Here is a 24337-nt window from a genome sequence, read left to right on the forward strand (position 1 = left end):
GAGTTTAATTATCTGAAAGCAGAAATTAAATTTAAGCATATCCCTTTAGGCTTTGTCTCACTTTTAAAATGAAACGGTATTTTTATTTTTAATGAAAAGGTCGGTTCAGTTTTCGATTTTGCCGGCATTTTGTATCTTATTGCAGCAGATTTCAGCAGAATCATTGGGTTAGCTATATCGGGAAAAGTATCCTAAAAAATGAAAAATAATTTGCTTGAACGATTCACCGTTTTTTTCAGCCGCATAAATATGTCAGGATAAATCCCGTAGTTGATCGTGAGTTTTTTATCACTGGTATTAAATCACAAAAGGATTGTCTCGATGTCCAACAATGGCTCGTCACCGCTGGTGCTTTGGTATAACCAACTCGGCATGAATGATGTAGACAGAGTTGGGGGCAAAAATGCCTCCCTTGGTGAAATGATTACGAATCTGTCCGGTATGGGTGTTTCCGTACCGAACGGCTTTGCCACCACCGCTGATGCCTTCAATCAGTTCCTGGACCAAAGCGGTGTAAACCAGCGCATTTATGAACTGCTGGATGAAACCGACATTGACGACGTTTCCGCATTAGCGAAAGCGGGCGCTCAGATCCGTCAGTGGATCATTGATACGCCGTTCCAGAGCGAACTGGAAGACGCCATTCGTGATGCCTATACACAGCTGTCCGCGGATAATGCCGAGGCCTCCTTTGCCGTCCGTTCCTCCGCCACGGCGGAAGATATGCCGGATGCCTCCTTCGCCGGGCAGCAAGAGACATTCCTCAACGTGCAGGGCTTCGATGCCGTGCTCGTCGCGGTGAAGCACGTGTTTGCTTCGCTGTTTAACGATCGCGCGATCTCCTATCGCGTGCATCAGGGTTATGACCACCGCGGCGTGGCGCTATCCGCCGGGGTACAAAGGATGGTGCGTTCCGACCTTGCCTCATCCGGCGTCATGTTCTCCATTGATACCGAGTCCGGCTTTGACCAGGTGGTATTTATTACCTCCGCCTGGGGCCTCGGGGAAATGGTGGTGCAGGGCGCGGTTAACCCGGATGAGTTCTATGTGCATAAACCGACGCTGGCGGCGGGTCGTCCGGCCATCGTGCGTCGCACCATGGGGTCGAAGAAGATCCGCATGATTTATGCCCCGACCCAGGAACACGGCAAGCAGGTGCGTATCGAAGACGTTCCGCAGGCGCAGCGCGATATTTTCTCGTTAACCAACGAGGAAGTGCAGGAGCTGGCGAAGCAGGCGGTACAGATTGAGAAGCACTACGGCCGTCCGATGGATATCGAATGGGCGAAAGATGGCCACACCGGTGAGCTGTTCATCGTCCAGGCCCGTCCAGAGACCGTCCGCTCGCGCGGCCAGGTGATGGAACGCTATACCCTGCATGCGCAAGGACAGATTGTGGCTGAAGGCCGCGCTATCGGTCATCGCATCGGTGCTGGCCCGGTAAAAGTGATTCACGATATCAGTGAAATGAACCGGATTGAGCCGGGCGATGTCCTGGTGACCGACATGACCGACCCGGACTGGGAACCGATCATGAAGAAAGCCTCGGCTATCGTCACCAACCGCGGCGGTCGTACCTGCCACGCGGCGATTATTGCCCGCGAGCTGGGGATTCCGGCGGTCGTTGGCTGCGGTGACGCGACCGATCGCATTCAGGAAAACCAGAATGTAACCGTCTCCTGTGCCGAAGGCGATACCGGCTACGTCTACGCCGAGCTGCTGGATTTCAGCATTAAGAGCTCAAGCGTGGGGGAAATGCCCGATCTGCCGCTGAAAATCATGATGAACGTCGGTAACCCGGATCGCGCATTTGATTTCGCTTGTCTGCCGAACGAAGGCGTTGGTCTGGCGCGTCTGGAGTTCATCATCAACCGTATGATTGGCGTTCACCCGCGCGCGCTGCTGGAGTTTGACGACCAGGAGCCGGCGCTGCAGAACGAAATCCGCGAGTTGATGAAAGGTTACGATTCCCCGAGAGAGTTTTACGTCGGTCGTCTGACCGAAGGGATTGCGACTCTCGGCGCGGCGTTCTATCCGAAGCGGGTAATCGTGCGTCTGTCCGACTTCAAATCTAACGAATACGCCAACCTGGTGGGCGGCGAGCGTTATGAGCCGGAAGAGGAGAACCCGATGCTCGGCTTCCGCGGTGCCGGTCGCTACGTCTCAGACAGCTTCCGCGATTGCTTCGCGCTGGAGTGCGAAGCGGTGAAGCGCGTGCGCAATGAGATGGGGCTGAGCAACGTCGAAATCATGGTGCCGTTTGTCCGCACCGTCGCCCAGGCGAAAGCGGTGGTAGAAGAGCTGGCGCGCCAGGGACTCAAGCGTGGCGAAAACGGTCTGAAAATCATTATGATGTGTGAAATTCCATCGAATGCGCTGCTGGCCGAACAGTTCCTCGAGTACTTTGACGGCTTCTCTATCGGTTCAAACGATATGACTCAGCTGACGCTTGGCCTCGATCGTGACTCCGGCGTGGTTTCTGAGCTGTTTGATGAACGTAATGACGCGGTGAAAGCGCTGCTGTCGATGGCGATTCGCGCGGCGAAGAAGCAGGGTAAATACGTCGGTATTTGCGGCCAGGGGCCTTCTGACCACGAAGATTTTGCCGCATGGCTGATGGAAGAAGGGATTGATAGTCTGTCTCTGAACCCGGATACCGTGGTGCAGACCTGGCTTGGTCTGGCTGAACTGAATAAGTAAGCCCTCGCTTTACATTCCCCCAATCCCCGTCAGCAATGGCGGGGATTTTTTTATTTTCAGCGTCTGGCGACCGCTATTGACAGCCGTATGGGCAAACAAGAAAAAATAGCGGGCAGCTAGCGGAACCAGGTAAAAAAAAAGCCCATCGTGGGAGATGGGCAAAGACTACACACAGCAATTCGTTGTTTCACTCAGGGGATTTCCATGCTTATAAATCAAGGTGTTGATCTATAACCGTGCCCTAATAGTAGACACAGCCTTTTTTGGCGTCGATCGGATTCATCTCAATAGTTAAACAGCTGTGAAGAATATGTCGATTGCGTAACATGAGAGAGGGAATAGTGGGGGAGAACGGTATTATTTTTATCAGTTTTTCTTATGATTAAGGCGGGTTTCCCCGCCTTAATTTTTTACTTTTCGCTGTTGATATTACTGACGTTTAACGCTTCAAGTTCCGCCAGTACCTGATCGGGATCTTTCGGCGGCGGCGGCACCTCCTGCAGCCAGGCATCAAACAGGCGCCAGGAGACGGCGAGCAGCACCGGACCGATAAACAGGCCAATCATTCCGAAGGCGATCAGCCCGCCGATAACGCCGGAGAGAATCAGGATCATCGGCAGGTCGGCGCCCATACGAATCAGCACCGGGCGGATAACGTTATCCATGGTCCCCACCACGCAGCTCCATACCAGCAGCACCGTGCCCCAGGTGGTATCTCCGCTCCAGTAGAGCCAGATAATCGAGGGGATCAAGACAAGCAATGGCCCCAGCTGTACCAGACAGGTGAAGATCATGACCACGGTCAGCAGCGCGGCGTAAGGGACGCCGCTAATCGCCAGACCAATCCCTCCGAGCACCGCCTGAACCAGCGCAGTCACCACCACGCCCAGCGCCACGGCGCGAATGGCCTGACCGGCCAGCAGGACCGCCGCATCGCCGCGTTTTGCCGCCAGACGCGTTGCGAAGTAACGGAATCCATAGGCGACTTTCTCACCCTGCCAGTACAGCAGGGCGCTGAACAACAGCATCAGCCCGCAATAGACCAGCAGTTTGCCGATATGCGCCGCCTGACCGACGAACCAGGTCGTGGTGGTGCCGATATAGGGACGGATTTTGGCCATAATGGCCGCACCGCCCATATCCAGCAGACCGTGCCAGGCCGCGTAGAGCTTGTCGCCAATCAGCGGAACGCTATTGAGCCAGGCGAAATCCGGCAGCGTGACATTCCCGGTGGAGATAAGTTTTATCAGCGGAATGCTGTTATCTACCAGGCTATTCACCAGCAGCGCAATCGGGATGACGAACAGTAAAAACAGCAGCACGGTCATGACCAGCACGGCGAGGGCGCGTTTACCGAACAGCAAACGCTGCAGACGCAGCAGAACGGGCCAGGTGGCGATGACGACGGTGCCAGCCCAGGCGAAGGACAGAATAAAGGGTTGCACCACCCACAGGCAGGAGATAATTATCAGGGATAAGAACAGTACCGACAGCAGTATTTGCGGTATATCCCGGGGTTGGCGATCGTTAATCATAGAGAAATTTTACCTTTCCAGTCGCGTCAAAATGCTGACGCCGCGTAAATCCATATACTGATAATAATATCAATAATTTCACGGGCCTGATTTTGCACATAAATCTCGTGGGCGCATATGAAAAAAATGTGATAAAAAGTTGACTGCGCCACGCAATCGTTTAGTTATCCATAGACAAAATCATCCGGATGCATCGAGTCGGCGACAGACTCCCGGCTCTCAGGCTATTTTTGCCCGCCGTGGTGGACGTGGTTTACATTGCCCGCAAGGGTCAGCTTCACGCAAGGATTCGGCAGCAAATGCGCCAACAAGAGGCAGTCTGAAGGATGACATCACTACAACACAACATAGTCAGGCAGGGTCAAGCATTATGATCCCACAAATTTCTCAAGCACCAGGCGTCGTTCAACTGGTATTGACTTTTTTGCAGGTACTGGAGCAACAAGGATTTACCGGCGATACCGCCACTAGCTATGCCGACAGGCTAACGATGGCGACAGATAACAGCGTTTATCAACTGTTGCCGGATGCCATTTTATTTCCCCGTTCGACGGCCGATGTCGTCCTGCTGGCGCGGCTTGCCGCCGAAGATCGCTTCAAATCGCTGGTCTTTACCCCGCGCGGGGGCGGCACCGGCACCAACGGCCAGTCGCTGAATGCGGGAATCATCGTCGATATGTCCCGCCATATGAACCGCATACTCGAAATCAACCCGGAAGAGGGATGGGTTCGTGTCGAAGCAGGCGTAATTAAAGATCAGCTGAACCAGTATCTTAAGCCGTACGGTTACTTTTTTGCCCCGGAGCTTTCCACCAGCAACCGCGCCACTCTGGGCGGGATGATCAATACCGATGCCTCCGGCCAGGGGTCATTGGTTTATGGCAAAACTTCAGACCATGTTCTGGGCGTTCGTTCGGTGCTGATGGGCGGCGATATTCTCGATACCCAGGCGATGCCCGTCGCTCTGGCGGAGACACTGAGCCGGGAACAGTCGGCGATTGGGCGGATTTACCGAACGGTATATCAGCGTTGCAAAGCGCAACGTCAGCTCATTATCGATAAATTTCCAAAACTTAACCGCTTCCTGACCGGATATGATCTGCGCCACGTCTTTAATGATGACATGAGCGAGTTCGATCTGACCCGTATTCTCACCGGTTCGGAAGGGACGCTGGCCTTTATCACCGAAGCGCGTCTCGATATTACCCGTCTGCCGAAAGTTCGCCGTCTGGTGAATATCAAATACGATTCGTTTGATTCCGCGCTGCGCAACGCGCCGTTTATGGTCGAGGCGAAAGCGCTGTCGGTGGAAACCGTCGATTCAAAAGTCCTTAACCTGGCGCGCGAAGATATCGTCTGGCATTCGGTCAGTGAGCTGATTACCGATGTCCCGGATAAAGAGATGCTGGGGCTGAATATCGTCGAATTTGCCGGCGATGACGCGGCGCTTATCGACAACCAGGTGACCACGCTGTGTCAGCGCCTTGATGAGCTGATTGCCGCCAGCGAAGCGGGCGTCATCGGTTGGCAGGTCTGTAACGAACTGGACGGCGTTGAGCGCATCTACGCGATGCGTAAAAAAGCGGTGGGGCTGCTGGGGAATGCCAAAGGTGCCGCCAAGCCGATTCCCTTTGCGGAAGATACCTGCGTGCCGCCGGAACATCTGGCCGATTACATCGTTGAGTTTCGTGCGCTGCTCGACAGCCACGGCCTGAGCTACGGCATGTTTGGCCACGTAGACGCCGGCGTTCTGCACGTGCGTCCGGCGCTGGATATGTGCGATCCGCAGCAAGAAGTGCTGATGAAACAAATTTCCGACGAGGTCGTGGCGCTGACCGCCAAATATGGCGGCCTGCTGTGGGGGGAACACGGCAAAGGCTTCCGCGCCGAGTACAGTCCGGCATTCTTTGGCGAAGAACTTTATGGCGAGCTGCGAAAAGTCAAAGCGGCGTTCGATCCGCACAACCGTCTTAATCCGGGGAAAATCTGTCCGCCGGAAGGCGTAGATGCTCCGATGATGAAAGTGGATGCCGTGAAGCGCGGCACCTGGGATCGGCAGATTCCGATTGCGGTGCGCAGCGCATGGCGTGGCGCGATGGAGTGTAACGGTAACGGCCTGTGCTTTAACTTTGATGTTAAAAGCCCGATGTGCCCGTCGATGAAGGTCAGCAATCATCGTATCCACTCGCCGAAAGGGCGCGCAACGCTGGTGCGCGAGTGGCTGCGCCTGCTGGCGGATCGCGGCATCGATCCCAATCAGCTGGAAAAAGATCTGCCGGAAAAACGCGCCAGCCTGCGTACTCTGGTGGCGCGGACCCGCAACAGCTGGCACGCGCGCAAGGGGGAATATGACTTCTCCCATGAGGTCAAAGAGGCGATGTCCGGCTGTCTGGCCTGTAAAGCGTGCTCTACCCAATGCCCGATTAAAATCGATGTGCCGGAATTCCGCTCGCGCTTCCTGCAGCTTTACCACAGCCGCTATTTGCGGCCGGTTCGCGATCATCTGGTGGCAACGGTGGAATCCTATGCGCCGCTGATGGCTCAGGCGCCGAAGACGTTTAACTTCTTTATTAACCAGCCGTGGATGCGCAAGCTGTCAGAGAAGCACATCGGGATGGTGGATCTGCCGCTGCTCTCGACGCCGTCGCTGAAGCAGAGGATGGTGGGACATCGCTCGGCAAACATGACGCTGGAGCAGCTGGAAACGCTCAGCGCTGAGCAGAAAGCCAAAATGGTGCTGGTGGTGCAGGATCCGTTCACCAGCTATTACGACGCGCAGGTGGTGGCCGATTTTGTGCGCCTGGTTGAAAAAGTGGGCTACCAGCCGGTACTGCTGCCGTTCTCGCCAAACGGCAAGGCGCAGCATATCAAAGGGTTCCTCACGCGCTTTGCGCGTACGGCGCAGAAAACCGCAGATTTTCTCAACCGTGTGGCGCAGCTGGGGATGCCGATGGTTGGCGTCGATCCGGCGCTGGTGCTGTGCTATCGCGATGAGTACAACCAGGTTCTGGGGGACAAACGCGGTGATTTCCGCGTGATGCTGGTGCACGAGTGGCTGCCACAGGCGTTGCCGGAAGCTCGCGAGCAGGAGAATGGCGGCGAAGCGTGGTATCTGTTTGGTCACTGTACGGAAGTCACGGCGCTGCCCGCGGCGCCGAAGCAGTGGGCCGAGATTTTTGCGCGCTTTGGCGCGAAACTGGAAAACGTCAGCGTGGGCTGTTGTGGGATGGCCGGAACCTACGGTCATGAGGTAAAAAACCACGCCAACTCGCTGGATATCTACGCGCTTTCCTGGCAACAGGCGATCCAGCGTTTACCGCGCAACCGGTGCCTGGTGACCGGATATTCCTGTCGCAGTCAGGTGAAGCGCATTGAAGGCAGCGGTGTTCGTCATCCGCTGCAGGCGCTGCTGGAGATTATTGGATGATTTGGAAACGTCAGACAACGCTGGAACAGCTTAACCGCATGGGCGAAGGCAATATGGTCGGGCTGCTGGATATTCATTTTGATAGCTTCACCGATGAGACCATCGAAGCGACCATGCCGGTGGATAGCCGCACGCACCAGCCGTTTGGTCTGCTACATGGTGGAGCATCGGTGGTACTGGCGGAAACGCTGGGCTCGGTTGCCGGCTATTTGTGCAGTGAAGGCGAGCAAAAGGTGGTAGGGCTGGAGGTCAATGCCAACCACATTCGCTCGGTGCGCGGTGGCCGGGTCAGAGGCGTCTGTAAAGCGCTGCATGTCGGATCGCGCCATCAGGTGTGGCAGATTGAAATCTTCGATGAACAGGGGCGCCTGTGCTGCTCTTCGCGCCTGACCACGGCGGTAGTCTGAGATAGCTACCGCGGGCTGAGATTCTACTTGTCCAAATATAAGGGGGAATATATTTCCCCCTTATATTCAGCAGATTTTATTGTGTTTCATCCTTAATCGTTTCGCTGGGACCATTCTTCTGCACCGAGGCAATTCCTTTTTTCGCCGCCTCCTTCGAGGAATACATTTCACTGGTGGCGATGGTTTCATGGTTATCCGCTTTTAGCAGGAAATACCATGGCTGGGAAACGCTTTTCTCGGATTTTTTAATAACGTAATAGCCCATTGTTAACTCCTTTGCGCATTAGCATCGACATCATGATATGTAGACCATCGCGGCTTATACAGCAAGCTATCGGCGCTAAAAATATAATTCATGAATTGTTCACGCTACTTATGCTACTATTTTAAGTACGAAATACTTATGTGTAACCAAGAGGACGGAGTTAACTATGGGTATCATTTCCTGGATCATTTTTGGTCTTATTGCCGGTATTTTGGCTAAGTGGATTATGCCAGGCAAAGACGGCGGCGGGTTTATCGTCACTATCGTTCTGGGTGTCATTGGTGCGGTTGTAGGTGGTTGGATCAGTACGTTCTTTGGCTTCGGCAAGGTCGACGGCTTTAATTTTGGCAGCTTTGTCGTGGCGGTAATTGGTGCATTAGTGGTACTGTTTATCTACAGAAAGATTAAGAGTTAATATACCGTCATCATACCCGCATCCTCATTGCCGTCGGTGGTGAGGATATAGATATTGAGCACTAAAGAAGACGCAAAATAAAAGCTGCCACGTTCACTGGCAGCTTTTTTTATGAGGCTGACATCAGCCGCTCAAGGCTACCGGTATATGACCCCAGGATAACTCAGGGCATATCGGGAGCGGGAACGACTTCCACGCGCACTTCATAATGTTTCGCGCTACCTGTCGGGATCAGCGCGGTCAGTTTATTAATGGTCTCAACCGGGTTATCGGTGGCAACCGTTGCAGAGAATAATACCGGTTTTCTCGGCGGGAATGGCGGCAGAGGCATAGGCATTGGACCACGCCCTTGCGGCATGTCCATCACCGGCTGTCCGGCATTATTACCGGCGGGAGCAGGGCCGTCATTTTTATCTGCCGCAAATGCACTGGCCGCGACAATTGACGCGGTGGCTAACAGAGCAATGATTGTTCCTTTCATCTTCGTTACCTCGTTGGAATGTGGCTGGAATCTTAGAGGCAAGGTCATTGACGAACAATCCCACGGCGGGCGAATCCTCCAAAACTCCTCATTTCATAACGAATGTGAAGCTCCGGCGTGGCAGGCAGGGTTTGTGGCTGGCTTAGTTCAGCAGTACGCTCATCACCAGCAGTACCACCATGCACATCGACATAATACTGATATCTATCATCCTGTACGGACAAACTCCAGGTAAGCAGTGCCTCCGACACAGGGCCGAAAACTGTAGGAAATTTAGGCGGGAATTGTACATCAATTTACCAGTAGAGAAAAAACCTTTATTCCTGGTTTTTGTCCGAATTTAACATGATAACCGCTTCGCTTTACCGGATAACAAATAGCCATCCAGAAGGATGGTTATAGATAATGCTAAAGGGGTAGATCCGATAGCGCCTTGTCGTCGTCCGGTACAAATAACAAGCTATTGATTTGACAGTAAGTGCTACGGATGCTGAATGGACTCTTTTCGATTTCAAAAATAGGTATTTCCGATGCACCTTTCCCATTGCCCGCCATACCTCCGCAAAACACTAAATAACTTATTATTTATCAATATATTAAATTACAAAATAGTCACCTGATAACCTGCGGGGGAGGGTCTATGCTTATAAAAAGCGAGATAAAAGGGTTCGCAAGGGGAATATCCCTTCTCCGGCTGGGTTGAAGTGATAATCGTTATCATTAACATGGTCGTATGCCCTTATGGCGCTAACCAATGAGGTAGAGCGATGGAATTAGATACAGGAACCTTCAATCCCGATGAATTTAGCTGGCGGGGTCTGATGATGACCCCAGCGGCAGCCGCCCATATTCGCGATCTGGTGAGTCAACAGCCCGATAAGCAGGGGTTGCGTCTGGGGATCAAAACCAGCGGCTGCGCCGGGTTTGGTTACGTACTCGAGTTGATTGCCGAGCCGGCAGAAGACGACCTGCTGTTTGAGCGCGACGGGGCGAAACTCTGGGCACCGCTGCAGGCTATGCCGTTTATCGATGGGACGGAGCTGGATTATGTTCGGGAAGGATTAAATGAAATCTTTAAGTTTCATAACCCGAAAGCACAGCACGAATGTGGCTGCGGCGAAAGCTTTGGGGTTCAGGCGGAGTAACTATGTCTCGTAATACTGAAGCAACTGACGATGTCAAAACCTGGTCCGACGGGCCGCTCAATTATAAAGAAGGCTTTTTTACCCGCTTAAAGACCGATGAGCTGGCGAAAGGCATCAACGAAGAGGTGGTGCGCGCCATTTCCGCCCGCCGCAACGAGCCCGAGTGGATGCTCGAATTCCGGCTAAAGGCATATCACGCCTGGCTGGAGATGGAGGAGCCGCACTGGTTGAAAGCGCATTATGAAAAGCTCAACTACCAGGATTACAGCTATTACTCGGCGCCGTCCTGCGGTAACTGCGACGACACCTGCGCTTCTGAGCCTGGTGCGGTGCAGCAAACCGGCCCCGGCGCCTATCTGACTCAGGAAGTCGAAGAGGCCTTTAACCTGCTGGGCGTGCCGGTACGCGAAGGGCGTGAAGTCGCGGTTGATGCGATTTTCGACTCCGTCTCGGTAGCGACAACCTACCGGGAAAAACTGGCGGAGCAGGGGATTATTTTCTGTTCGTTTGGTGAAGCGATCCACGACCACCCGGAGCTGGTGAAGCAATATCTTGGCACCGTGGTGCCGGGGAATGACAACTTTTTTGCCGCCCTCAACGCGGCGGTAGCTTCTGACGGCACCTTTATCTACGTGCCAAAAGGAGTGCGCTGCCCGATGGAGCTGTCGACCTATTTCCGCATTAATGCGGAAAAAACCGGCCAGTTCGAACGTACCATTCTGGTGGCCGATGAAGGCAGCTATGTCAGCTATATCGAAGGGTGTTCTGCCCCGGTGCGCGACAGCTATCAGCTGCATGCGGCGGTGGTCGAGGTGATTATTCACAAAGATGCCGAAGTGAAATATTCCACGGTGCAGAACTGGTTCCCCGGAGATAACAACACCGGCGGGATTTTGAATTTCGTCACCAAACGCGCGCTGTGCGAAGGTGAAAACAGCAAGATGTCATGGACGCAGTCAGAAACGGGGTCCGCCATCACCTGGAAGTATCCGAGCTGCATTCTGCGCGGCGATAACTCCATCGGCGAATTTTTCTCCGTGGCGCTGACCAGCGGGCACCAGCAGGCAGACACCGGCACCAAGATGATCCACATCGGCAAAAACACCCGCTCGACGATTATCTCGAAAGGGATCTCCGCCGGGAAAAGCCAGAACAGCTACCGTGGGCTGGTCAAAATTATGCCGACGGCCACTAACGCGCGTAACTTCACCCAATGTGACTCGATGCTGATTGGGCCGGACTGCGGTGCGCACACTTTCCCGTACGTGGAGTGTCGCAACGACAGCGCGCAGCTGGAGCACGAAGCCACCACTTCGCGGATCGGCGAAGACCAGTTGTTCTACTGCCTGCAGCGCGGCATCAGCGAAGACAATGCCATCTCGATGATCGTCAACGGCTTCTGTAAAGATGTCTTCTCGGAGCTGCCGCTGGAGTTTGCCGTCGAAGCGCAAAAACTGCTGGCTATCAGTCTGGAACACAGCGTCGGCTAAGCGCCAGGCTTTACGAATTAAGGGAAATGAGATGTTAAGTATCAAAAACTTGCAGGTCGCCGTTGAAGACAAAGAGATCCTGCGCGGATTGAATCTGGAAATCCGCCCTGGCGAAGTGCACGCCATTATGGGGCCGAACGGCTCCGGCAAAAGCACGCTTTCTGCAACGCTTGCCGGGCGCGAGGACTATGAGGTCGTCGGCGGTAGCGTGGAGTTCAAAGGCAAAGATTTGCTCAGCCTGGCGCCGGAAGACCGCGCCGGTGAAGGCATTTTTATGGCCTTCCAGTACCCGGTAGAGATTCCCGGCGTCAGCAACCAGTTCTTCCTGCAGACCGCGCTGAATTCGGTGCGCGACTATCGCGGCCAGGAAGAGTTAGACCGTTTCGATTTCCAGGATCTGATGGAAGAGAAAATTAAGCTGCTGAAGATGCCGGAGGATTTGCTGACCCGTTCGGTGAACGTGGGCTTCTCCGGCGGTGAAAAGAAGCGCAACGATATCCTGCAAATGGCCGTGCTGGAGCCGGACCTGTGCATTCTTGATGAATCGGATTCCGGGCTGGATATTGACGCCCTGAAGATCGTCTCTGACGGCGTCAACGCGCTGCGCGACGGCAAGCGCGCATTTATTATCGTCACCCACTATCAGCGTATTCTCGACTATATCAAGCCTGACTACGTCCATGTGCTCTATCAGGGGAGAATCGTCAAATCCGGCGATTTTACCCTGGTCAAACAACTGGAGGAGCAGGGCTATGGCTGGCTTACCGAACAGCAGTAACGCGCTGCAGCAGTGGCATCATCTGTTTGAGGCGCTGGGTGAAAGGCGAACGCCTGAAGCCCGCCGGCATCTCCAGCAGGTCCTGCGCCTCGGTCTGCCGACGCGCAAACATGAAGACTGGAAATATACGCCGCTGGATACACTGAACAAAGGCACTTTTGTCGCGCTTCCACCGGGTGCCTTAACGGCAACAGAGCGCGATCAACGGGCGCTGTCGGTGGATGCCTGGCGGCTGGTGTTCATCGACGGGCAGTTCAGCGAGACGTTAAGCGACAACCTGGCCGGCAGCGGCTACGACGTCAGCGTGGCGGACGATCGTCAGGGATTGCCTGACGCGGTGCAGCCGGAAGTGTTCCTGCATCTCACGGAGAGCCTTGCTCAGACGGTGACGCGAATCCGCGTAAAACGCCATCAGCGGCCCGCTAAGCCGCTGCTGCTGATGCATGTGACGCGTGGAGGAACGGGCGACGACCTGAACACCGCGCACTATCGCCATCATCTTGAGCTGGAGAGCGGCGCCGAGGCGACGATTATCGAGCACTATCTGAGCCTGGATGAACAGCGCCACTTTACCGGCGCGCGTCTGACGATGTCGGTGGCGGATAATGCCCATCTGCAGCATATCAAACTGGCGTTTGAAAATGCGCAGAGCAACCATTTTGCCCACAACGATCTCGCGCTGGGCCGCGACGCTTCGGCCTTCAGCAGTAGCTTCCTGCTTGGCGGCGCGGTATTGCATCACCGCACCAGTACCCAGCTGCTGGGGGAGAACAGCACCCTACGGATCAACTCCCTGGCGATGCCGGTCAACAATGAGGTCTGCGACAGCCGAACCTGGCTCGATCATCGCGTTGGCTACTGTAATAGCCGCCAGCTGCATAAGACCATCGTCAGCGATAAAGGGCGGGCGGTGTTTAACGGTCTGATTAATGTCGCGAAGCACGCGATTAAAACCGACGGTCAGATGACCAACAATAATTTGCTGCTGGGGCGCCTGGCTGAAGTGGACACCAGGCCGCAGCTGGAAATTTATGCCGACGACGTCAAGTGTAGCCACGGCGCCACCATCGGGCGCATCGACAACGAACAGCTGTTCTATCTTCGTTCTCGCGGCATTCCCTACCGGGCGGCGCAGCATATGATCCTGTACGCTTTCGCCGCCGAGCTGACGGAGGCGATTGGCGATGAGACGCTCAGGGCGCAGATTCTGGCGCGTATTGGCCAACGTCTACCGGGAGAAAAAGCATGACATTTTCTGTTGAACGGATACGCGCGGATTTTCCGTTGCTTAGCCGGGAGGTCAACGGTCAGCCGCTGGTCTATCTCGACAGCGCCGCCAGCGCGCAAAAACCAGAGGCGGTGATTCGCGCCGAGGCGGAGTTTTATCGCCACGGCTATGCCGCCGTCCATCGCGGTATCCATACGCTGAGCGCAGAGGCGACGGCGCGGATGGAACAGGTACGTCAGCAGGCGGCGAGGTTCCTGAATGCCCGCTCAGCGGAAGAGCTGGTCTTCGTCCGGGGGACCACCGAAGGGATCAATCTGGTGGCCAATAGCTGGGGGAACGCCAACGTCGGCGCCGGCGATAACATCATCATCAGCGCCATGGAGCACCACGCGAACATCGTCCCCTGGCAGATGCTCTGTGCCCGGGTGGGCGCCGAGCTGCGGGTTATCCCGCTCACTCCGGACGGCACCCTGCAGCTGGATGCCATTCCGGCGCTGTTTGATGAGCGGACCCGCCTGCTGGCCATTACCCAGGTCTCCAACGTGCTGGGGACGGAGAACCCGCTGGCGGCCTTGATTCCGCTCGCCCGCCAGCATGGAGCGAAAGTGCTGGTGGACGGGGCGCAGGCGGTGATGCACCACGCGGTGGATGTGCAGGCGCTGGACTGCGATTTTTATGTTTTCTCCGGCCACAAGCTGTACGGCCCGACCGGGATTGGCATTCTGTATGTCAAAGAGGCGCTGCTGCAGGAGATGCCGCCGTGGGAAGGGGGCGGGTCGATGATTGCCACCGTCAGTCTGACCGAAGGGACGACCTGGGCGAAAGCGCCGTGGCGCTTCGAGGCGGGCACGCCCAATACCGGCGGGATTATCGGCTTCGGCGCCGCGCTGGAGTATGTCAGCGCGCTGGGGCTGGCGCACATTGGCGAATATGAACAGACGCTCATGCGCTACGCTTTGCAGGCGCTGAAGGCGGTGCCGGATTTGACCCTCTATGGCCCTGACGAGCGCCTGGGGGTGATTGCCTTTAACCTTGGCGCACATCATGCCTACGACGTGGGCAGCTTCCTGGATAATTACGGTATTGCCATCCGCACCGGCCACCATTGCGCGATGCCGCTAATGGCGTTTTACAACGTACCGGCCATGTGTCGGGCTTCGTTGGCGATGTACAATACCACGGAAGAGGTGGATCGCCTGGTCGCAGGACTGCAGCGCATCCACACGCTATTGGGCTAAAGGAAGCAATCATGGCGGCATTACCGGATAAAGACAAACTGCTGCGCAACTTTAGTCGTTGCGCGAACTGGGAAGAGAAGTACCTCTATATTATCGAACTCGGCCAGCGGCTGGCGCCGCTGAGCGCCGAAGAGCATACCGCGCAAAACATCATTCAGGGCTGCCAGAGCCAGGTGTGGATCGTGGTAGAACAAGGCGAAAACGGAGGGCTGTCGCTGCGCGGCGATAGCGATGCGGCGATTGTCAAAGGGCTGATTGCCGTGGTCTTTATCCTCTACGACCAGATGACGGCCAAGGATATCACCGACTTTGACGTACGGCCGTGGTTTGAAAAAATGGCGCTGACCCAGCATCTTACCCCTTCGCGATCTCAGGGCCTGGAAGCCATGATTCGCGCAATTCGCGCGAAAGCCGCAAATCTTAGCTAGAATAAACAGGTAGATTTCATTCTGTTACGTCAGGCCGGAGATGATGCCGGCCCGACGGCAGATCCTGGCGTTTTATCAGCGAAAGAAGGAATCTCAGTATGAAACGCGCATCTCTTATCACCGTAGCGCTTCTGACAGCCCTTAGCGTCTCACATGGCGCCTGGGCGGTAGATTACCCACTTCCCCCGGCGAACAGTCGGCTCATTGGCCAGAATCAATGGTGGACGGTACAGGAAGGGGATCGCAATCTGCAGGCGATTGCCCGCCATTTCGACACGGCGGCGATGCTGATTCTCGAAGCTAACGACACCCTCGCACCGGTGGAGCCGAAACCCGGGACTCAGGTATTAATTCCTTCACAGATGCTGCTGCCGGATGTGCCCCGGGAAGGTATCGTTGTGAACCTGGCGGAACTGCGGCTGTACTACTTCCCGCCGGGACAGAACCAGGTTCAGGTTTATCCGCTGGGTATTGGTCAGCAGGGGCTGGAGACGCCGGAGATGACCACGCGCGTCGGGCAGAAGATCCCCAATCCGACCTGGACGCCGACAGCGGGCATCCGCGCGCGTTCGCTGGAGAAGGGCATCAAGCTGCCGCCCGTGGTGCCGGCCGGGCCGAACAACCCGTTAGGGCGCTATGCGCTGCGTCTGGCGTACGGCAACGGCGAGTACCTTATCCACGGCACCAGCGCGCCGGATAGCGTTGGCCTGCGGGTCAGCTCGGGCTGTATGCGCATGAACGCCGCGGACATCCAGGCGCTGTTTAGTCAGGTAAAAACGGGGACGCCGGTTCGCGTTATCAACCAGCCGGTGAAATTTGCGATTGAGCCGGACGGTAAACGCTATGTCGAAGTGCATCGGCCTCTGACGCAGGATGAAGCGGGCGACACCCGTACGATCCCGCACACGCTGCCAGCGGCCTTCCATCAGTTTGCCGGAGATAAGACCGTAGACGATGCGCAGCTTAAGAAAGCGCTGTCCCGACGTGCGGGCTATCCGGTGGTCGTCTCCACGGGCAATGAGGCGGCGAGCGGCGCAGCGCTATCGACGATGTCTGTGCAGAATGGCGCGATGGACGAAGCGAAAAGAGTGCAGTAGCGCGAGGCGGAAGGGGAGAGAGGACAAAAAAAATGGCGCACAATGTGCGCCATTTTTATTACACAGGTACTATTACTTACGGTATTTAGTAGCCTGGTTGTCCAGACGCTGGTTAGCGCGTGCTGCGTCGTCTTTAGCAGCCTGGACGTCAGAACGCATTGCGTTCACGTCGTTGCTCAGCTGGTCAACTTTAGCGTTCAGAGTCTGAACGTCAGAAGACAGCTGATCGATTTTAGCATTGCTGGAGCAACCAGCCAGCAGAGTAGAACCCAGGATTACCGCGCCCAGTACCAGTTTAGTACGATTCATTATTAATACCCTCTAGATTGAGTTAATCTCCATGTAGCGTTACAAGTATTACACAAACTTTTTTGGGATGAGAATATTTTTTTACGGTAATACGCTTATTTTTGATCGTTCGCTCAAAGAAACATCGAATTTGGCAGATTAGTTTAAAAATCTTTGTGAAAACAGCACGCTTCCATCGGATTCATCTTAGATAATCTCTTATTAAATAGTAAATTCCGATTTGCATTTTTATTAAGAGTAGCTAGTGATTGAATAAAAAAAAGCGCCTCGAAGAGGCGCCTTTAAAAAACGAATTAACCTGTAAATTATTACAGCACGTGTACGGAGGCTGTATTGGTGGTTCCGCTCGGGACCAGCGCACCAGAGACCATAACAACCACGTCGCCTTTACGCGCCAGGCCGCTCTGCAGCGCCAGTTCTTTACCCAGGATGTAGAAATCATCGGTAGAGGAGAGCTGGTCAACCAGCTGCGGCACCACGCCTTTGGTCAGCACCAGCTGACGAGCAGTGGTTTCGTTGGTGGTCAGCGCCAGAATGGTGGCGTCCGGGAAGTATTTACGCACGGCGCGCGCAGATTTACCGCCCTGGGTCGCGACAACAATCAGCGGAGCTTCCAGTTTTTCTGCCGTTTCTACCGCACCACGGCACACGGCTTCGGTGATGCGCAGTTTACGGTTGTCGTTGTTGAATTCCAGACGGCTGGTCATCACGCGGTCGGTACGTTCGCAGATGGTAGCCATGATGGTGACCGCTTCCAGCGGGTATTTCCCTTTGGCGGATTCGCCAGACAGCATAACCGCATCGGTACCGTCGAGGATGGCGTTCGCAACGTCACCGGCTTCTGCGCGGGTCGGACGCGGGTTTTTGATCATGGAATCCAGCATCTGGGTGGCGGTGATAACCACTTTACGCGCGCGGATACATTTTTCGATGATCATTTTCTGGGCGAAGATAACTTCTTCAACCGGGATTTCAACGCCCATGTCGCCACGAGCAACCATGATGCCGTCAGACGCTTCGAGGATCTCGTCGAAGTTGTTCAGGCCTTCCTGGTTTTCAATTTTGGAGATGATCTGGATGTTTTCGCCGCCGTGCGCTTTCAGATGCTCGCGGATTTCGACGACGTCAGAACGCTTACGGATAAAGGAAGCAGCAACAAAATCAACGCCTTGCTCGCAACCGAAGATCAGGTCCTGCTTATCTTTCTCCGCCAGCGCCGGCAGGGCAATAGAAACACCCGGCAGGTTAACGCCTTTGTTTTCGCCCAGGTCGCCGTTGTTCAGCACTTTACAGATGACGTTCTTACCTTCAATGGCAGTCACTTCCATGCCGATCAGACCATCGTCGACCAGAACGGTGTTGCCGACGGACAGGTCGGTAGTGAAACCTTCATAGGTCACGGCGACGATTTCTTTGTTGCCGACGACGGATTTATCGGTAGTGAAGGTGAAAGTCTGACCGGCTTTCAGGGAGACGTCATTGCCGCCTTCCAGCTTGATGGTGCGAATTTCCGGGCCTTTGGTGTCCAGCAGGATAGCCGCGGTCTTACCGGTTTTGCTCAGCACGTTACGCAGGTTCTTGATGCGTTGACCGTGTTCAGCATAGTCACCGTGAGAGAAGTTCAGACGCATGACGTTCATGCCCGCGTCCAGCATTTTGGACAGCATCTCTTCGGATTCGGTTTTCGGACCGATGGTGCAAACAATTTTGGTCTTTTTCATGAAAGTTTTAGTCTTTAAGTTGTGAAGGATATGGAAATCTCGCTCCGTGGGCGCACGGCCGTGGAGTCAAACCTGTATTGCGAAAGTTGCTATGCCACGCTCTAAGAATAGGTGACAACAAAAGAGCGTGCAGAAGAAAGTGTGCTGGCGGTTCAGCCCATGAAAAGAGGCAGTATTTTATGCGTTTAGTTGTGCAGTCCAATGTGCTGAAACCATTCAAGAAAGAATCGGTGGGCATTATACGACGCTGGAACAAAAAAAGAAAATGAAAACGACGTTTCATTCTTTCCCATAAAAATGTAACAAAACTCAAACTAATCTAAATCTTCTCCGCAACACATTTTTTCACCAGCCGACAAAAATCAACGCCGCTATTTCGCGGATTTGCTCGCGGTTAGCCGCTGGAAACAGCGCACTGGCGCAAAAAAAGTGCGCTGGTTTGATTTATCACGAAAACATATCAATAATAATTTGATTGATAATGATAATTTGTGAGTCGACAAGAATGGGAAATAAAGCCAAAGACGACGAGTTGTACCAGGAAATGTGCCGGGTGGTAGGGAAAGTGGTGCTTGAAATGCGCGATCTCGGCCAGGAGCCAAAACATATCGTGATCGCCGGGGTGGTACGGACCTCGCTGGCTAACCCGAAAATCGCCCGTTCTGAACTGACCAAAGAAGCGATGGCGAAGGTGATCCACGCCTTATCCGGACACGATTAACTTTCCCGGCGCGCGGATCGCGCAGGCTCAGGAAATCACGAAACGCACGACCGCTTTCACCGCGATATCGCAGTGGTGGGCGACCATCTCTTCATCGTCGATAGCCGGCAAAGGGTCGTCGAGGAAGAGACTGTTGAAGGTGTAAAAGTTCGACACCTGATAAAAGCTAAAGCTGCTGATCAGGCGATGGACATCCCGCGCCTGCAGACCCTCCTGAAAAATTCCCTGCTGCTGCCCGCGCTGCAGAATATCCTCCAGAATCGACAGGGCGGTTCGATTCAGCGGCTTAAGCTGCCCTGACGACTGTAACCACTTCCCGCGCTGCATATTCTCCATACAAATCACCCGCATAAAGTTCGCATGGGTGGCGTGATAACGCACGCTCCAGCGCACCAGCTGAACCAGCGCTTCGACCGGCGGAAGCTGTTCCAGCCCGAGCTGCTGTTCAGTCTCGCGAATGCGCGCGTAGACATGCTGCAGTACCTCCTGGTACAGCTGCTCCTTCGTCTTAAAGTAGTAAACCACCATGCGTTTAGTTGTCTGCGCCTCGGTGGCAATTTGTTCCATGCGCGCCCCGGACAGCCCGTGTTCGGCAAAGACGACGATCGCGGCGGTGAAAATCCGCTCCTTCAGGGACTGTGCTTCATCATGAGCCACGACAGACATAACCACTCCTTTTTTCTGAGAGACAAAAAATACACATAATGATCACAAATTAGCAACCTTGTATGGCGCAAATGAACCAAATGATACATATTCAGGACTCACGTCTGTTGATGACACGAGGACCTATGCTGCGCTCTATTGCTACCGTTTCGATTTCCGGCACCTTGCCCGAAAAGCTCCATGCTATTGCGGCTGCGGGTTATCAAGGCGTCGAAATCTTTGAAAACGATCTGCTTTATTATACCGGCACGCCGGCGGATATTCGCAATCTGGCGGCTGATTTAGGGCTAAAAATCACGCTTTTTCAACCCTTTCGCGATTTTGAAGGTGCCAGCCGCAGCCAGTTTGCGGCGAATATGGCGCGGGCGAAGCGCAAATTCGCCCTGATGCATGAGCTGGGCTGCGACACACTGCTCCTGTGCAGCAATGTGCAGCCGGACTGTTCCGCAGATGTTGCGCTGCAGGTGGCGGATCTCGCCGCGCTGGCGGCGCTGGCGGAGCAGGAAAAGATCGTCATCGGCTACGAAGCACTGGCCTGGGGAACGCACGTCAACCGCTGGTATCAGGCCTGGGAACGGGTGAAAAGCGTGAACAGCCCGGCATTGGGGATCGTTCTGGACAGCTTTCATATTCTGGCCCGCGGCGACAACCTGCAGCGGTTGCCTGAAGTCCCGGTGGACAAAATCACCTTCCTGCAGTTGGCGGATGCGCCGCTGATGAAGATGGATGTCCTCGAATGGAGTCGCCATTTCCGCTGTTTCCCGGGGCAGGGTGAGCTGCCGCTGGTGGACTTTGCCTGTGATCTGACCCGCTGCGGCTACCGCGGCCCGTGGTCGCTGGAAATTTTCAATGATGGCTTCCGCGCGTCGCCGAACGGCGCAACGGCGAAAGATGGCTACCGCTCGCTGCAATGGCTGGAAGAGCAGACCCGCCGGCGGCTGGAGGACAGCGATGCGTCGCTGTTTCACGCTGCGACAGTGCCGGACTATCTCGGCCTGGAATTTATCGAATTTGCCGCCAGCCCAGCGGAAGCGCAGGCTCTCGGCCAGCGCCTGTCGCAGCTGGGGTTCTGTCAGGAAGGCAGCCACCGTTCGAAACAGGTGGCGCTGTGGCGTAACGGCGGGGCAAGAGCGATTGTCAACTCCCAGCCGCACAGCTGGGCCGACCATTTTCACCAGCGCCACGGGGTCTCGCTGTGTGCAATGGCGCTGCGCGTCAGCCGCAGCGCGGCGATTGTTGAGCGCGCCCGAGCCTATGGTTACGCCACCTGGCAAGGGGATGCCGGGCCAAATGAAAGCCCGATTCCGGCGATTTGCGCCCCCGACGGCAGCCTGATCTATTTAATCGAAGCCGGTGACGATATCTACGCCCGCGATTTTCATCTGCATGACGCGCCGGCGCTGCGCGATGACTACCGCGGCATCGATCATCTGGCGCTGGGAATGGAGGCGGAAAGTCGCGATAACTGGATTATCTTTTTCCGCACCGTCTTTGGTTTCACCCTCGAACATGAACAGACGCTGCCGGATCCGTATGGTCTGGTGCGCAGCCTGGCGGTTCACAGCCCGCAGGGCAATATTCGCCTGGCCTTGAATATCTCCCAGAGCCGCGCCACCCAGATTGCCCGGTCGGTGGCCTGCTATCAGGGGGCGGGCTTGCAGCACGCGGCGTTTGCCTGCCGTCACCTGCCGGAAACCCTCGACGCCCTGCCGCAGGTCTCCCGTCAGGCGCTGCCGATTCCGGCTAATTACTATGATGACCTGCTGGCGCGCTATGGCGAGGCGGTGGATGTCGCGACGCTGCAACGTCTGCACATTCTCTATGACCGCGATCCGCGCGGCGGGGAGTTCCTCCACCTTTATACCCGCCCGTTCTCGGCAGGGCGCTTTTTCTTCGAATTGACCGAAAGACGCGATGGCTATGCCCTGTACGGTGCGGCAAATGCCGCCGTTCGCCTGTCGGCAATGCAATACAGCTAGTGATGTATCAAATGGTTCGTTGAGCACAACATCGTCAATACAATAACAACATTCATCTGCACCCTATGACAGGAAAACGACTATGAACGCGTACAGCCAGAATCACACGGCAGCGGCGCAAGCCGCGACCGCCGTGCCGCGCTCCCGGCGGCGAATGGGGATCCTCACGCTGCTGGCTATCGGCACGATGATTAACTACCTCGATCGGACGGTGTTGGGCATCGCGGCCCCCAGTTTAACTTCCGAACTGGGGATTGATGCGGCGGTCATGGGGATCGTGTTTTCCGCCTTCGCCTGGACCTACGCGCTGGCGCAAATTCCCGGCGGCCTGTTCCTCGACCGTTTCGGCAATAAAGTGACTTACTTCCTGTCGCTGACGCTGTGGTCGCTGTTTACGTTGTTTCACGGCATGGCGATAGGGCTGAAAACCCTGTTGCTGTGCCGCTTTGGGCTGGGGGTCAGCGAGGCGCCCTGTTTCCCGGTGAACAGTCGGGTGGTCAGCGCCTGGTTCCCGCAGCAGGAGAGGGCCAAGGCAACGGCGGTCTATACCGTCGGGGAGTACCTCGGGCTGGCCTGCTTCTCACCGCTGCTGTTCTGGATCATGGGCAGTTTCGGCTGGCGAGCGCTGTTTATCAGCGTCGGCGCGGTCGGGGTGCTGTTTGCGCTGGTGTGGTGGCGCTGCTACCGCGAACCGCATGAAGACAAACGCCTCAGCCAGCAGGAGCGAGATCATATTGTCAACGGCGGCGGTCTGGTGACGGCGAGCGACCAGCAGACGGCTTTCAGCTGGCCGCTGGTGCGTCAGCTGCTGGGGAAACGGCAGATTCTCGGCGCCAGCATCGGTCAGTTTGCCGGGAATACGGTACTGGTGTTTTTCCTCACCTGGTTCCCGACCTATCTGGCCACCGCGCGCCATATGCCGTGGTTGAAGGTGGGGATCTTTGCCATTCTGCCGTTCCTTGCCGCCGCCGGCGGCGTGATGTTCGGCGGCTGGATCTCCGACAAACTGCTGAAGGCCACCGGCTCGGCCAACCTCGCGCGTAAGCTGCCGATCGTTGCCGGTCTGCTGATGGCCAGCAGCATTATTTCCGCCAACTGGCTGAGCAGCGATCTGGCGGTGATTCTGGTGATGTCATTCGCCTTCTTTGGTCAGGGAATGGTCGGTCTGGGCTGGACGTTGATCTCCGATATCGCGCCGAAAGGGCTGGGTGGCCTGACCGGCGGCCTGTTTAACTTCTGCGCTAATTTCGCGGGGATCCTCACGCCGCTGGTGATTGGCTTTATCGTCGCGGCCTTCGGCGACTTCTTCTATGCGCTGATCTATATCGGCGGCGCGGCGCTGCTCGGCGTCGTGGCGTATCTGTTTATTCTGGGCGATGTCAAACGCATCGAGCTATCGCAGTAAAGGAGCAGGGGATGATAATTAGTGGTAATACGCAGCTGATCGCGCATCTGGGTTATCCGACCGGTGGTTTTAAGGCGCCGATGATCTACAACCCGTGGTTCGACCGACAGCAGGTGGATGTCAAAGTGGTGCCCACGGGCGTGAAGCCGGAGGCGCTGGCGACGGTGGTTCCGGCGCTGTTTACGCTGACCAATATTATCGGTGCGCTGGTCACGATGCCGCACAAGATTGCCACCTGCGGGCTGGTGCATCGCCTCAGCCCCACGGCGACCATTGCCGGCGCCTGCAACGCCATTCGCCGCGAGGCCGACGGCACTCTGAGCGGCGATATGTTCGATGGCGATGGTTTCGTGCTCGGTATCCGGCGTAAAGGCTTTCAGCCTGAGGGGGCTCGGGCGCTGGTGGTCGGCTGCGGCGGCGTGGGGTCGGCGATCGCGGCTTCGCTGGCAGCGGCGGGGGTACGCGCCCTGACGCTCTACGATAGCCACGCCGATGCTGCGCATGCGCTGGCGCTCCGTCTGCTGCAACACTATCCGCTGCTGGATATCAGCCTGATGCAGCGTGACCCGCAGGGGCACGATCTGGTGGTGAACGCCACGCCGCTGGGGATGAAGGCGGGGGACCCGCTGCCGCTCGATCCTCAGCGGTTGACGCCCGGTACCTGGGTAGGGGAAGTGGTGATGACCCAGGCCTTTACGCCGCTGCTGCAGGCCGCCCAGGCGCGCGACTGTCCGGTTCAGCGCGGTACCGACATGTTGTTTGAAATGATCCCGGCCTATCTGCGTTTCTTCAACCTGCCGGTAGCGACCCCGGAACAGCTGCGCGAACTGGCGGAAATTCGCTACTGAATCGCTGGCGGCCCGGTTAATATATCGTTCTGTTTCCGGGCATTTAGCGAGCCA

At 55.8% G+C, this 24337-nt stretch carries 22 protein-coding genes and 1 other RNA gene; 15 read left to right on the forward strand and 8 right to left on the reverse strand.

Going from position 1 to position 24337, the window contains the following annotated elements; translation table 11 throughout:
* Positions 1 to 321 precede the first annotated feature (321 nt).
* On the forward strand, positions 322 to 2700 hold the full coding sequence (gene ppsA / locus Q1L34_RS10265; RefSeq protein WP_004863315.1) for a phosphoenolpyruvate synthase: 2379 nt from the start codon (positions 322 to 324) through the stop codon (positions 2698 to 2700).
* Between the two features lie 130 nt (positions 2701 to 2830).
* Here the strand turns inward: ppsA and rprA are convergent.
* Positions 2831 to 2938: antisense sRNA RprA (gene rprA / locus Q1L34_RS10270), an RNA gene on the reverse strand.
* Positions 2939 to 3110: 172 nt separating this feature from the next.
* Entirely contained in the window at positions 3111 to 4235 is a 1125-nt protein-coding gene (ydiK, locus tag Q1L34_RS10275; protein ID WP_044350647.1) for an AI-2E family transporter YdiK, read from the reverse strand.
* Positions 4236 to 4605: 370 nt separating this feature from the next.
* On the opposite strand from ydiK, the gene ydiJ reads away from it, so the two are divergent.
* Together ydiJ and menI are read left to right on the forward strand one after the other, a co-directional pair.
* The gene (ydiJ, locus tag Q1L34_RS10280) at positions 4606 to 7662 is read left to right on the forward strand and encodes a D-2-hydroxyglutarate dehydrogenase YdiJ (protein WP_004863306.1); all 3057 of its coding nucleotides are present in this window, start codon (positions 4606 to 4608) and stop codon (positions 7660 to 7662) included.
* Positions 7659 to 8069 carry a 1,4-dihydroxy-2-naphthoyl-CoA hydrolase gene (gene menI, locus Q1L34_RS10285; RefSeq protein ID WP_004863303.1) on the forward strand — a complete coding sequence of 137 codons (411 nt, stop codon included), beginning with the start codon at positions 7659 to 7661 and terminating at the stop codon, positions 8067 to 8069. Before ydiJ ends, menI begins: the two co-directional genes overlap by 4 nt.
* Before the next feature lie 76 nt (positions 8070 to 8145).
* Here the strand turns inward: menI and Q1L34_RS10290 are convergent, their stop codons facing one another.
* Positions 8146 to 8334, reverse strand: coding sequence for a YegP family protein (locus Q1L34_RS10290; RefSeq protein ID WP_004863298.1), 189 nt, complete (start codon positions 8332 to 8334; stop codon positions 8146 to 8148).
* A gap of 166 nt (positions 8335 to 8500) precedes the next feature.
* Here Q1L34_RS10290 and Q1L34_RS10295 point away from each other — a divergent pair, with 166 nt between their 5' ends.
* Positions 8501 to 8749 carry a GlsB/YeaQ/YmgE family stress response membrane protein gene (locus tag Q1L34_RS10295; protein WP_004863295.1) on the forward strand — a complete coding sequence of 83 codons (249 nt, stop codon included), beginning with the start codon at positions 8501 to 8503 and terminating at the stop codon, positions 8747 to 8749.
* Positions 8750 to 8912: 163 nt separating this feature from the next.
* Here the strand turns inward: Q1L34_RS10295 and Q1L34_RS10300 are convergent, their stop codons facing one another.
* Entirely contained in the window at positions 8913 to 9230 is a 318-nt protein-coding gene (locus Q1L34_RS10300) for a hypothetical protein (RefSeq protein ID WP_004863292.1), read from the reverse strand.
* Positions 9231 to 9997: 767 nt separating this feature from the next.
* On the opposite strand from Q1L34_RS10300, the gene sufA reads away from it, so the two are divergent.
* From sufA to ldtE, 7 genes are all read left to right on the forward strand, one after another.
* Positions 9998 to 10375, forward strand: coding sequence for a Fe-S cluster assembly scaffold SufA (gene sufA / locus Q1L34_RS10305; protein WP_004863289.1), 378 nt, complete (start codon positions 9998 to 10000; stop codon positions 10373 to 10375).
* 2 nt (positions 10376 to 10377) lie between these two features.
* Positions 10378 to 11865, forward strand: coding sequence for a Fe-S cluster assembly protein SufB (sufB, locus tag Q1L34_RS10310; RefSeq protein WP_015584111.1), 1488 nt, complete (start codon positions 10378 to 10380; stop codon positions 11863 to 11865).
* Positions 11866 to 11896: 31 nt separating this feature from the next.
* The gene (sufC, locus tag Q1L34_RS10315; protein ID WP_004863281.1) at positions 11897 to 12643 is read left to right on the forward strand and encodes a Fe-S cluster assembly ATPase SufC; all 747 of its coding nucleotides are present in this window, start codon (positions 11897 to 11899) and stop codon (positions 12641 to 12643) included.
* Positions 12618 to 13892, forward strand: a complete 1275-nt coding sequence (gene sufD, locus Q1L34_RS10320) for a Fe-S cluster assembly protein SufD (protein WP_015584112.1) — start codon at positions 12618 to 12620, stop codon at positions 13890 to 13892. The genes sufC and sufD overlap by 26 nt, the downstream gene beginning before the upstream one ends.
* Positions 13889 to 15109: a cysteine desulfurase SufS gene (gene sufS / locus Q1L34_RS10325; protein WP_015584113.1), complete on the forward strand. Its 1221-nt coding sequence runs from the start codon at positions 13889 to 13891 to the stop codon at positions 15107 to 15109. Before sufD ends, sufS begins: the two co-directional genes overlap by 4 nt.
* Positions 15110 to 15120: 11 nt before the next feature.
* A complete protein-coding gene (gene sufE, locus Q1L34_RS10330) occupies positions 15121 to 15537 on the forward strand; it encodes a cysteine desulfuration protein SufE (RefSeq protein ID WP_004863272.1) in 417 nt (138 codons plus the stop codon).
* 98 nt (positions 15538 to 15635) lie between these two features.
* Complete coding sequence (gene ldtE, locus Q1L34_RS10335) at positions 15636 to 16634, forward strand: L,D-transpeptidase LdtE (RefSeq protein ID WP_048024815.1); 999 nt, start codon at positions 15636 to 15638, stop codon at positions 16632 to 16634.
* A 72-nt stretch (positions 16635 to 16706) separates the two neighbouring features.
* Here ldtE and lpp read toward each other — a convergent pair whose 3' ends face one another.
* The 3 genes from lpp to ynhH all read right to left on the reverse strand — a co-directional run bounded on the left by lpp (position 16707) and on the right by ynhH (position 18947).
* Entirely contained in the window at positions 16707 to 16943 is a 237-nt protein-coding gene (gene lpp / locus Q1L34_RS10340) for a murein lipoprotein Lpp (protein WP_001082307.1), read from the reverse strand.
* A 308-nt stretch (positions 16944 to 17251) separates the two neighbouring features.
* A complete protein-coding gene (gene pykF, locus Q1L34_RS10345; RefSeq protein ID WP_327204490.1) occupies positions 17252 to 18664 on the reverse strand; it encodes a pyruvate kinase PykF in 1413 nt (470 codons plus the stop codon).
* A 7-nt stretch (positions 18665 to 18671) separates the two neighbouring features.
* Positions 18672 to 18947, reverse strand: coding sequence for a protein YnhH (ynhH, locus tag Q1L34_RS28475; protein WP_418338559.1), 276 nt, complete (start codon positions 18945 to 18947; stop codon positions 18672 to 18674).
* 222 nt (positions 18948 to 19169) lie between these two features.
* Here ynhH and fumD point away from each other — a divergent pair, with 222 nt between their 5' ends.
* Positions 19170 to 19385 carry a fumarate hydratase FumD gene (fumD, locus tag Q1L34_RS10350; RefSeq protein ID WP_015584115.1) on the forward strand — a complete coding sequence of 72 codons (216 nt, stop codon included), beginning with the start codon at positions 19170 to 19172 and terminating at the stop codon, positions 19383 to 19385.
* Positions 19386 to 19412: 27 nt separating this feature from the next.
* On the opposite strand, the gene Q1L34_RS10355 is transcribed toward fumD, so the two are convergent.
* Positions 19413 to 20051 carry a TetR/AcrR family transcriptional regulator gene (locus Q1L34_RS10355; protein ID WP_004863188.1) on the reverse strand — a complete coding sequence of 213 codons (639 nt, stop codon included), beginning with the start codon at positions 20049 to 20051 and terminating at the stop codon, positions 19413 to 19415.
* A gap of 125 nt (positions 20052 to 20176) precedes the next feature.
* Here Q1L34_RS10355 and Q1L34_RS10360 point away from each other — a divergent pair, with 125 nt between their 5' ends.
* The 3 genes from Q1L34_RS10360 to Q1L34_RS10370 all read left to right on the forward strand — a co-directional run bounded on the left by Q1L34_RS10360 (position 20177) and on the right by Q1L34_RS10370 (position 24283).
* Positions 20177 to 22030 carry a bifunctional sugar phosphate isomerase/epimerase/4-hydroxyphenylpyruvate dioxygenase family protein gene (locus tag Q1L34_RS10360; RefSeq protein ID WP_032717733.1) on the forward strand — a complete coding sequence of 618 codons (1854 nt, stop codon included), beginning with the start codon at positions 20177 to 20179 and terminating at the stop codon, positions 22028 to 22030.
* 82 nt (positions 22031 to 22112) lie between these two features.
* Entirely contained in the window at positions 22113 to 23435 is a 1323-nt protein-coding gene (locus tag Q1L34_RS10365) for an MFS transporter (RefSeq protein ID WP_015584118.1), read from the forward strand.
* A gap of 11 nt (positions 23436 to 23446) precedes the next feature.
* Complete coding sequence (locus Q1L34_RS10370) at positions 23447 to 24283, forward strand: shikimate dehydrogenase family protein (protein WP_004863178.1); 837 nt, start codon at positions 23447 to 23449, stop codon at positions 24281 to 24283.
* The last annotated feature ends 54 nt before the right edge of the window (positions 24284 to 24337 follow it).

Source organism: Klebsiella ornithinolytica (assembly GCF_030505655.1).
Classification (GTDB): Bacteria; Pseudomonadota; Gammaproteobacteria; order Enterobacterales; family Enterobacteriaceae; genus Klebsiella; species Klebsiella ornithinolytica.

Excerpts from the sequence above, each read along its gene's own strand:
- ppsA (WP_004863315.1), top strand. The coding sequence starts at position 322 with ATGTCCAACAATGGCTCGTCACCGCTGGTGCTTTGGTATAACCAACTC.
- ydiK (WP_044350647.1), bottom strand. The coding sequence starts at position 4,235 with ATGATTAACGATCGCCAACCCCGGGATATACCGCAAATACTGCTGTCG.
- ydiJ (WP_004863306.1), top strand. The coding sequence starts at position 4,606 with ATGATCCCACAAATTTCTCAAGCACCAGGCGTCGTTCAACTGGTATTG.
- menI (WP_004863303.1), top strand. The coding sequence starts at position 7,659 with ATGATTTGGAAACGTCAGACAACGCTGGAACAGCTTAACCGCATGGGC.
- Q1L34_RS10290 (WP_004863298.1), bottom strand. The coding sequence starts at position 8,334 with ATGGGCTATTACGTTATTAAAAAATCCGAGAAAAGCGTTTCCCAGCCA.
- Q1L34_RS10295 (WP_004863295.1), top strand. The coding sequence starts at position 8,501 with ATGGGTATCATTTCCTGGATCATTTTTGGTCTTATTGCCGGTATTTTG.
- Q1L34_RS10300 (WP_004863292.1), bottom strand. The coding sequence starts at position 9,230 with ATGAAAGGAACAATCATTGCTCTGTTAGCCACCGCGTCAATTGTCGCG.
- sufA (WP_004863289.1), top strand. The coding sequence starts at position 9,998 with ATGGAATTAGATACAGGAACCTTCAATCCCGATGAATTTAGCTGGCGG.
- sufB (WP_015584111.1), top strand. The coding sequence starts at position 10,378 with ATGTCTCGTAATACTGAAGCAACTGACGATGTCAAAACCTGGTCCGAC.
- sufC (WP_004863281.1), top strand. The coding sequence starts at position 11,897 with ATGTTAAGTATCAAAAACTTGCAGGTCGCCGTTGAAGACAAAGAGATC.
- sufD (WP_015584112.1), top strand. The coding sequence starts at position 12,618 with ATGGCTGGCTTACCGAACAGCAGTAACGCGCTGCAGCAGTGGCATCAT.
- sufS (WP_015584113.1), top strand. The coding sequence starts at position 13,889 with ATGACATTTTCTGTTGAACGGATACGCGCGGATTTTCCGTTGCTTAGC.
- sufE (WP_004863272.1), top strand. The coding sequence starts at position 15,121 with ATGGCGGCATTACCGGATAAAGACAAACTGCTGCGCAACTTTAGTCGT.
- ldtE (WP_048024815.1), top strand. The coding sequence starts at position 15,636 with ATGAAACGCGCATCTCTTATCACCGTAGCGCTTCTGACAGCCCTTAGC.
- lpp (WP_001082307.1), bottom strand. The coding sequence starts at position 16,943 with ATGAATCGTACTAAACTGGTACTGGGCGCGGTAATCCTGGGTTCTACT.
- pykF (WP_327204490.1), bottom strand. The coding sequence starts at position 18,664 with ATGAAAAAGACCAAAATTGTTTGCACCATCGGTCCGAAAACCGAATCC.
- ynhH (WP_418338559.1), bottom strand. The coding sequence starts at position 18,947 with ATGAAACGTCGTTTTCATTTTCTTTTTTTGTTCCAGCGTCGTATAATG.
- fumD (WP_015584115.1), top strand. The coding sequence starts at position 19,170 with ATGGGAAATAAAGCCAAAGACGACGAGTTGTACCAGGAAATGTGCCGG.
- Q1L34_RS10355 (WP_004863188.1), bottom strand. The coding sequence starts at position 20,051 with ATGTCTGTCGTGGCTCATGATGAAGCACAGTCCCTGAAGGAGCGGATT.
- Q1L34_RS10360 (WP_032717733.1), top strand. The coding sequence starts at position 20,177 with ATGCTGCGCTCTATTGCTACCGTTTCGATTTCCGGCACCTTGCCCGAA.
- Q1L34_RS10365 (WP_015584118.1), top strand. The coding sequence starts at position 22,113 with ATGAACGCGTACAGCCAGAATCACACGGCAGCGGCGCAAGCCGCGACC.
- Q1L34_RS10370 (WP_004863178.1), top strand. The coding sequence starts at position 23,447 with ATGATAATTAGTGGTAATACGCAGCTGATCGCGCATCTGGGTTATCCG.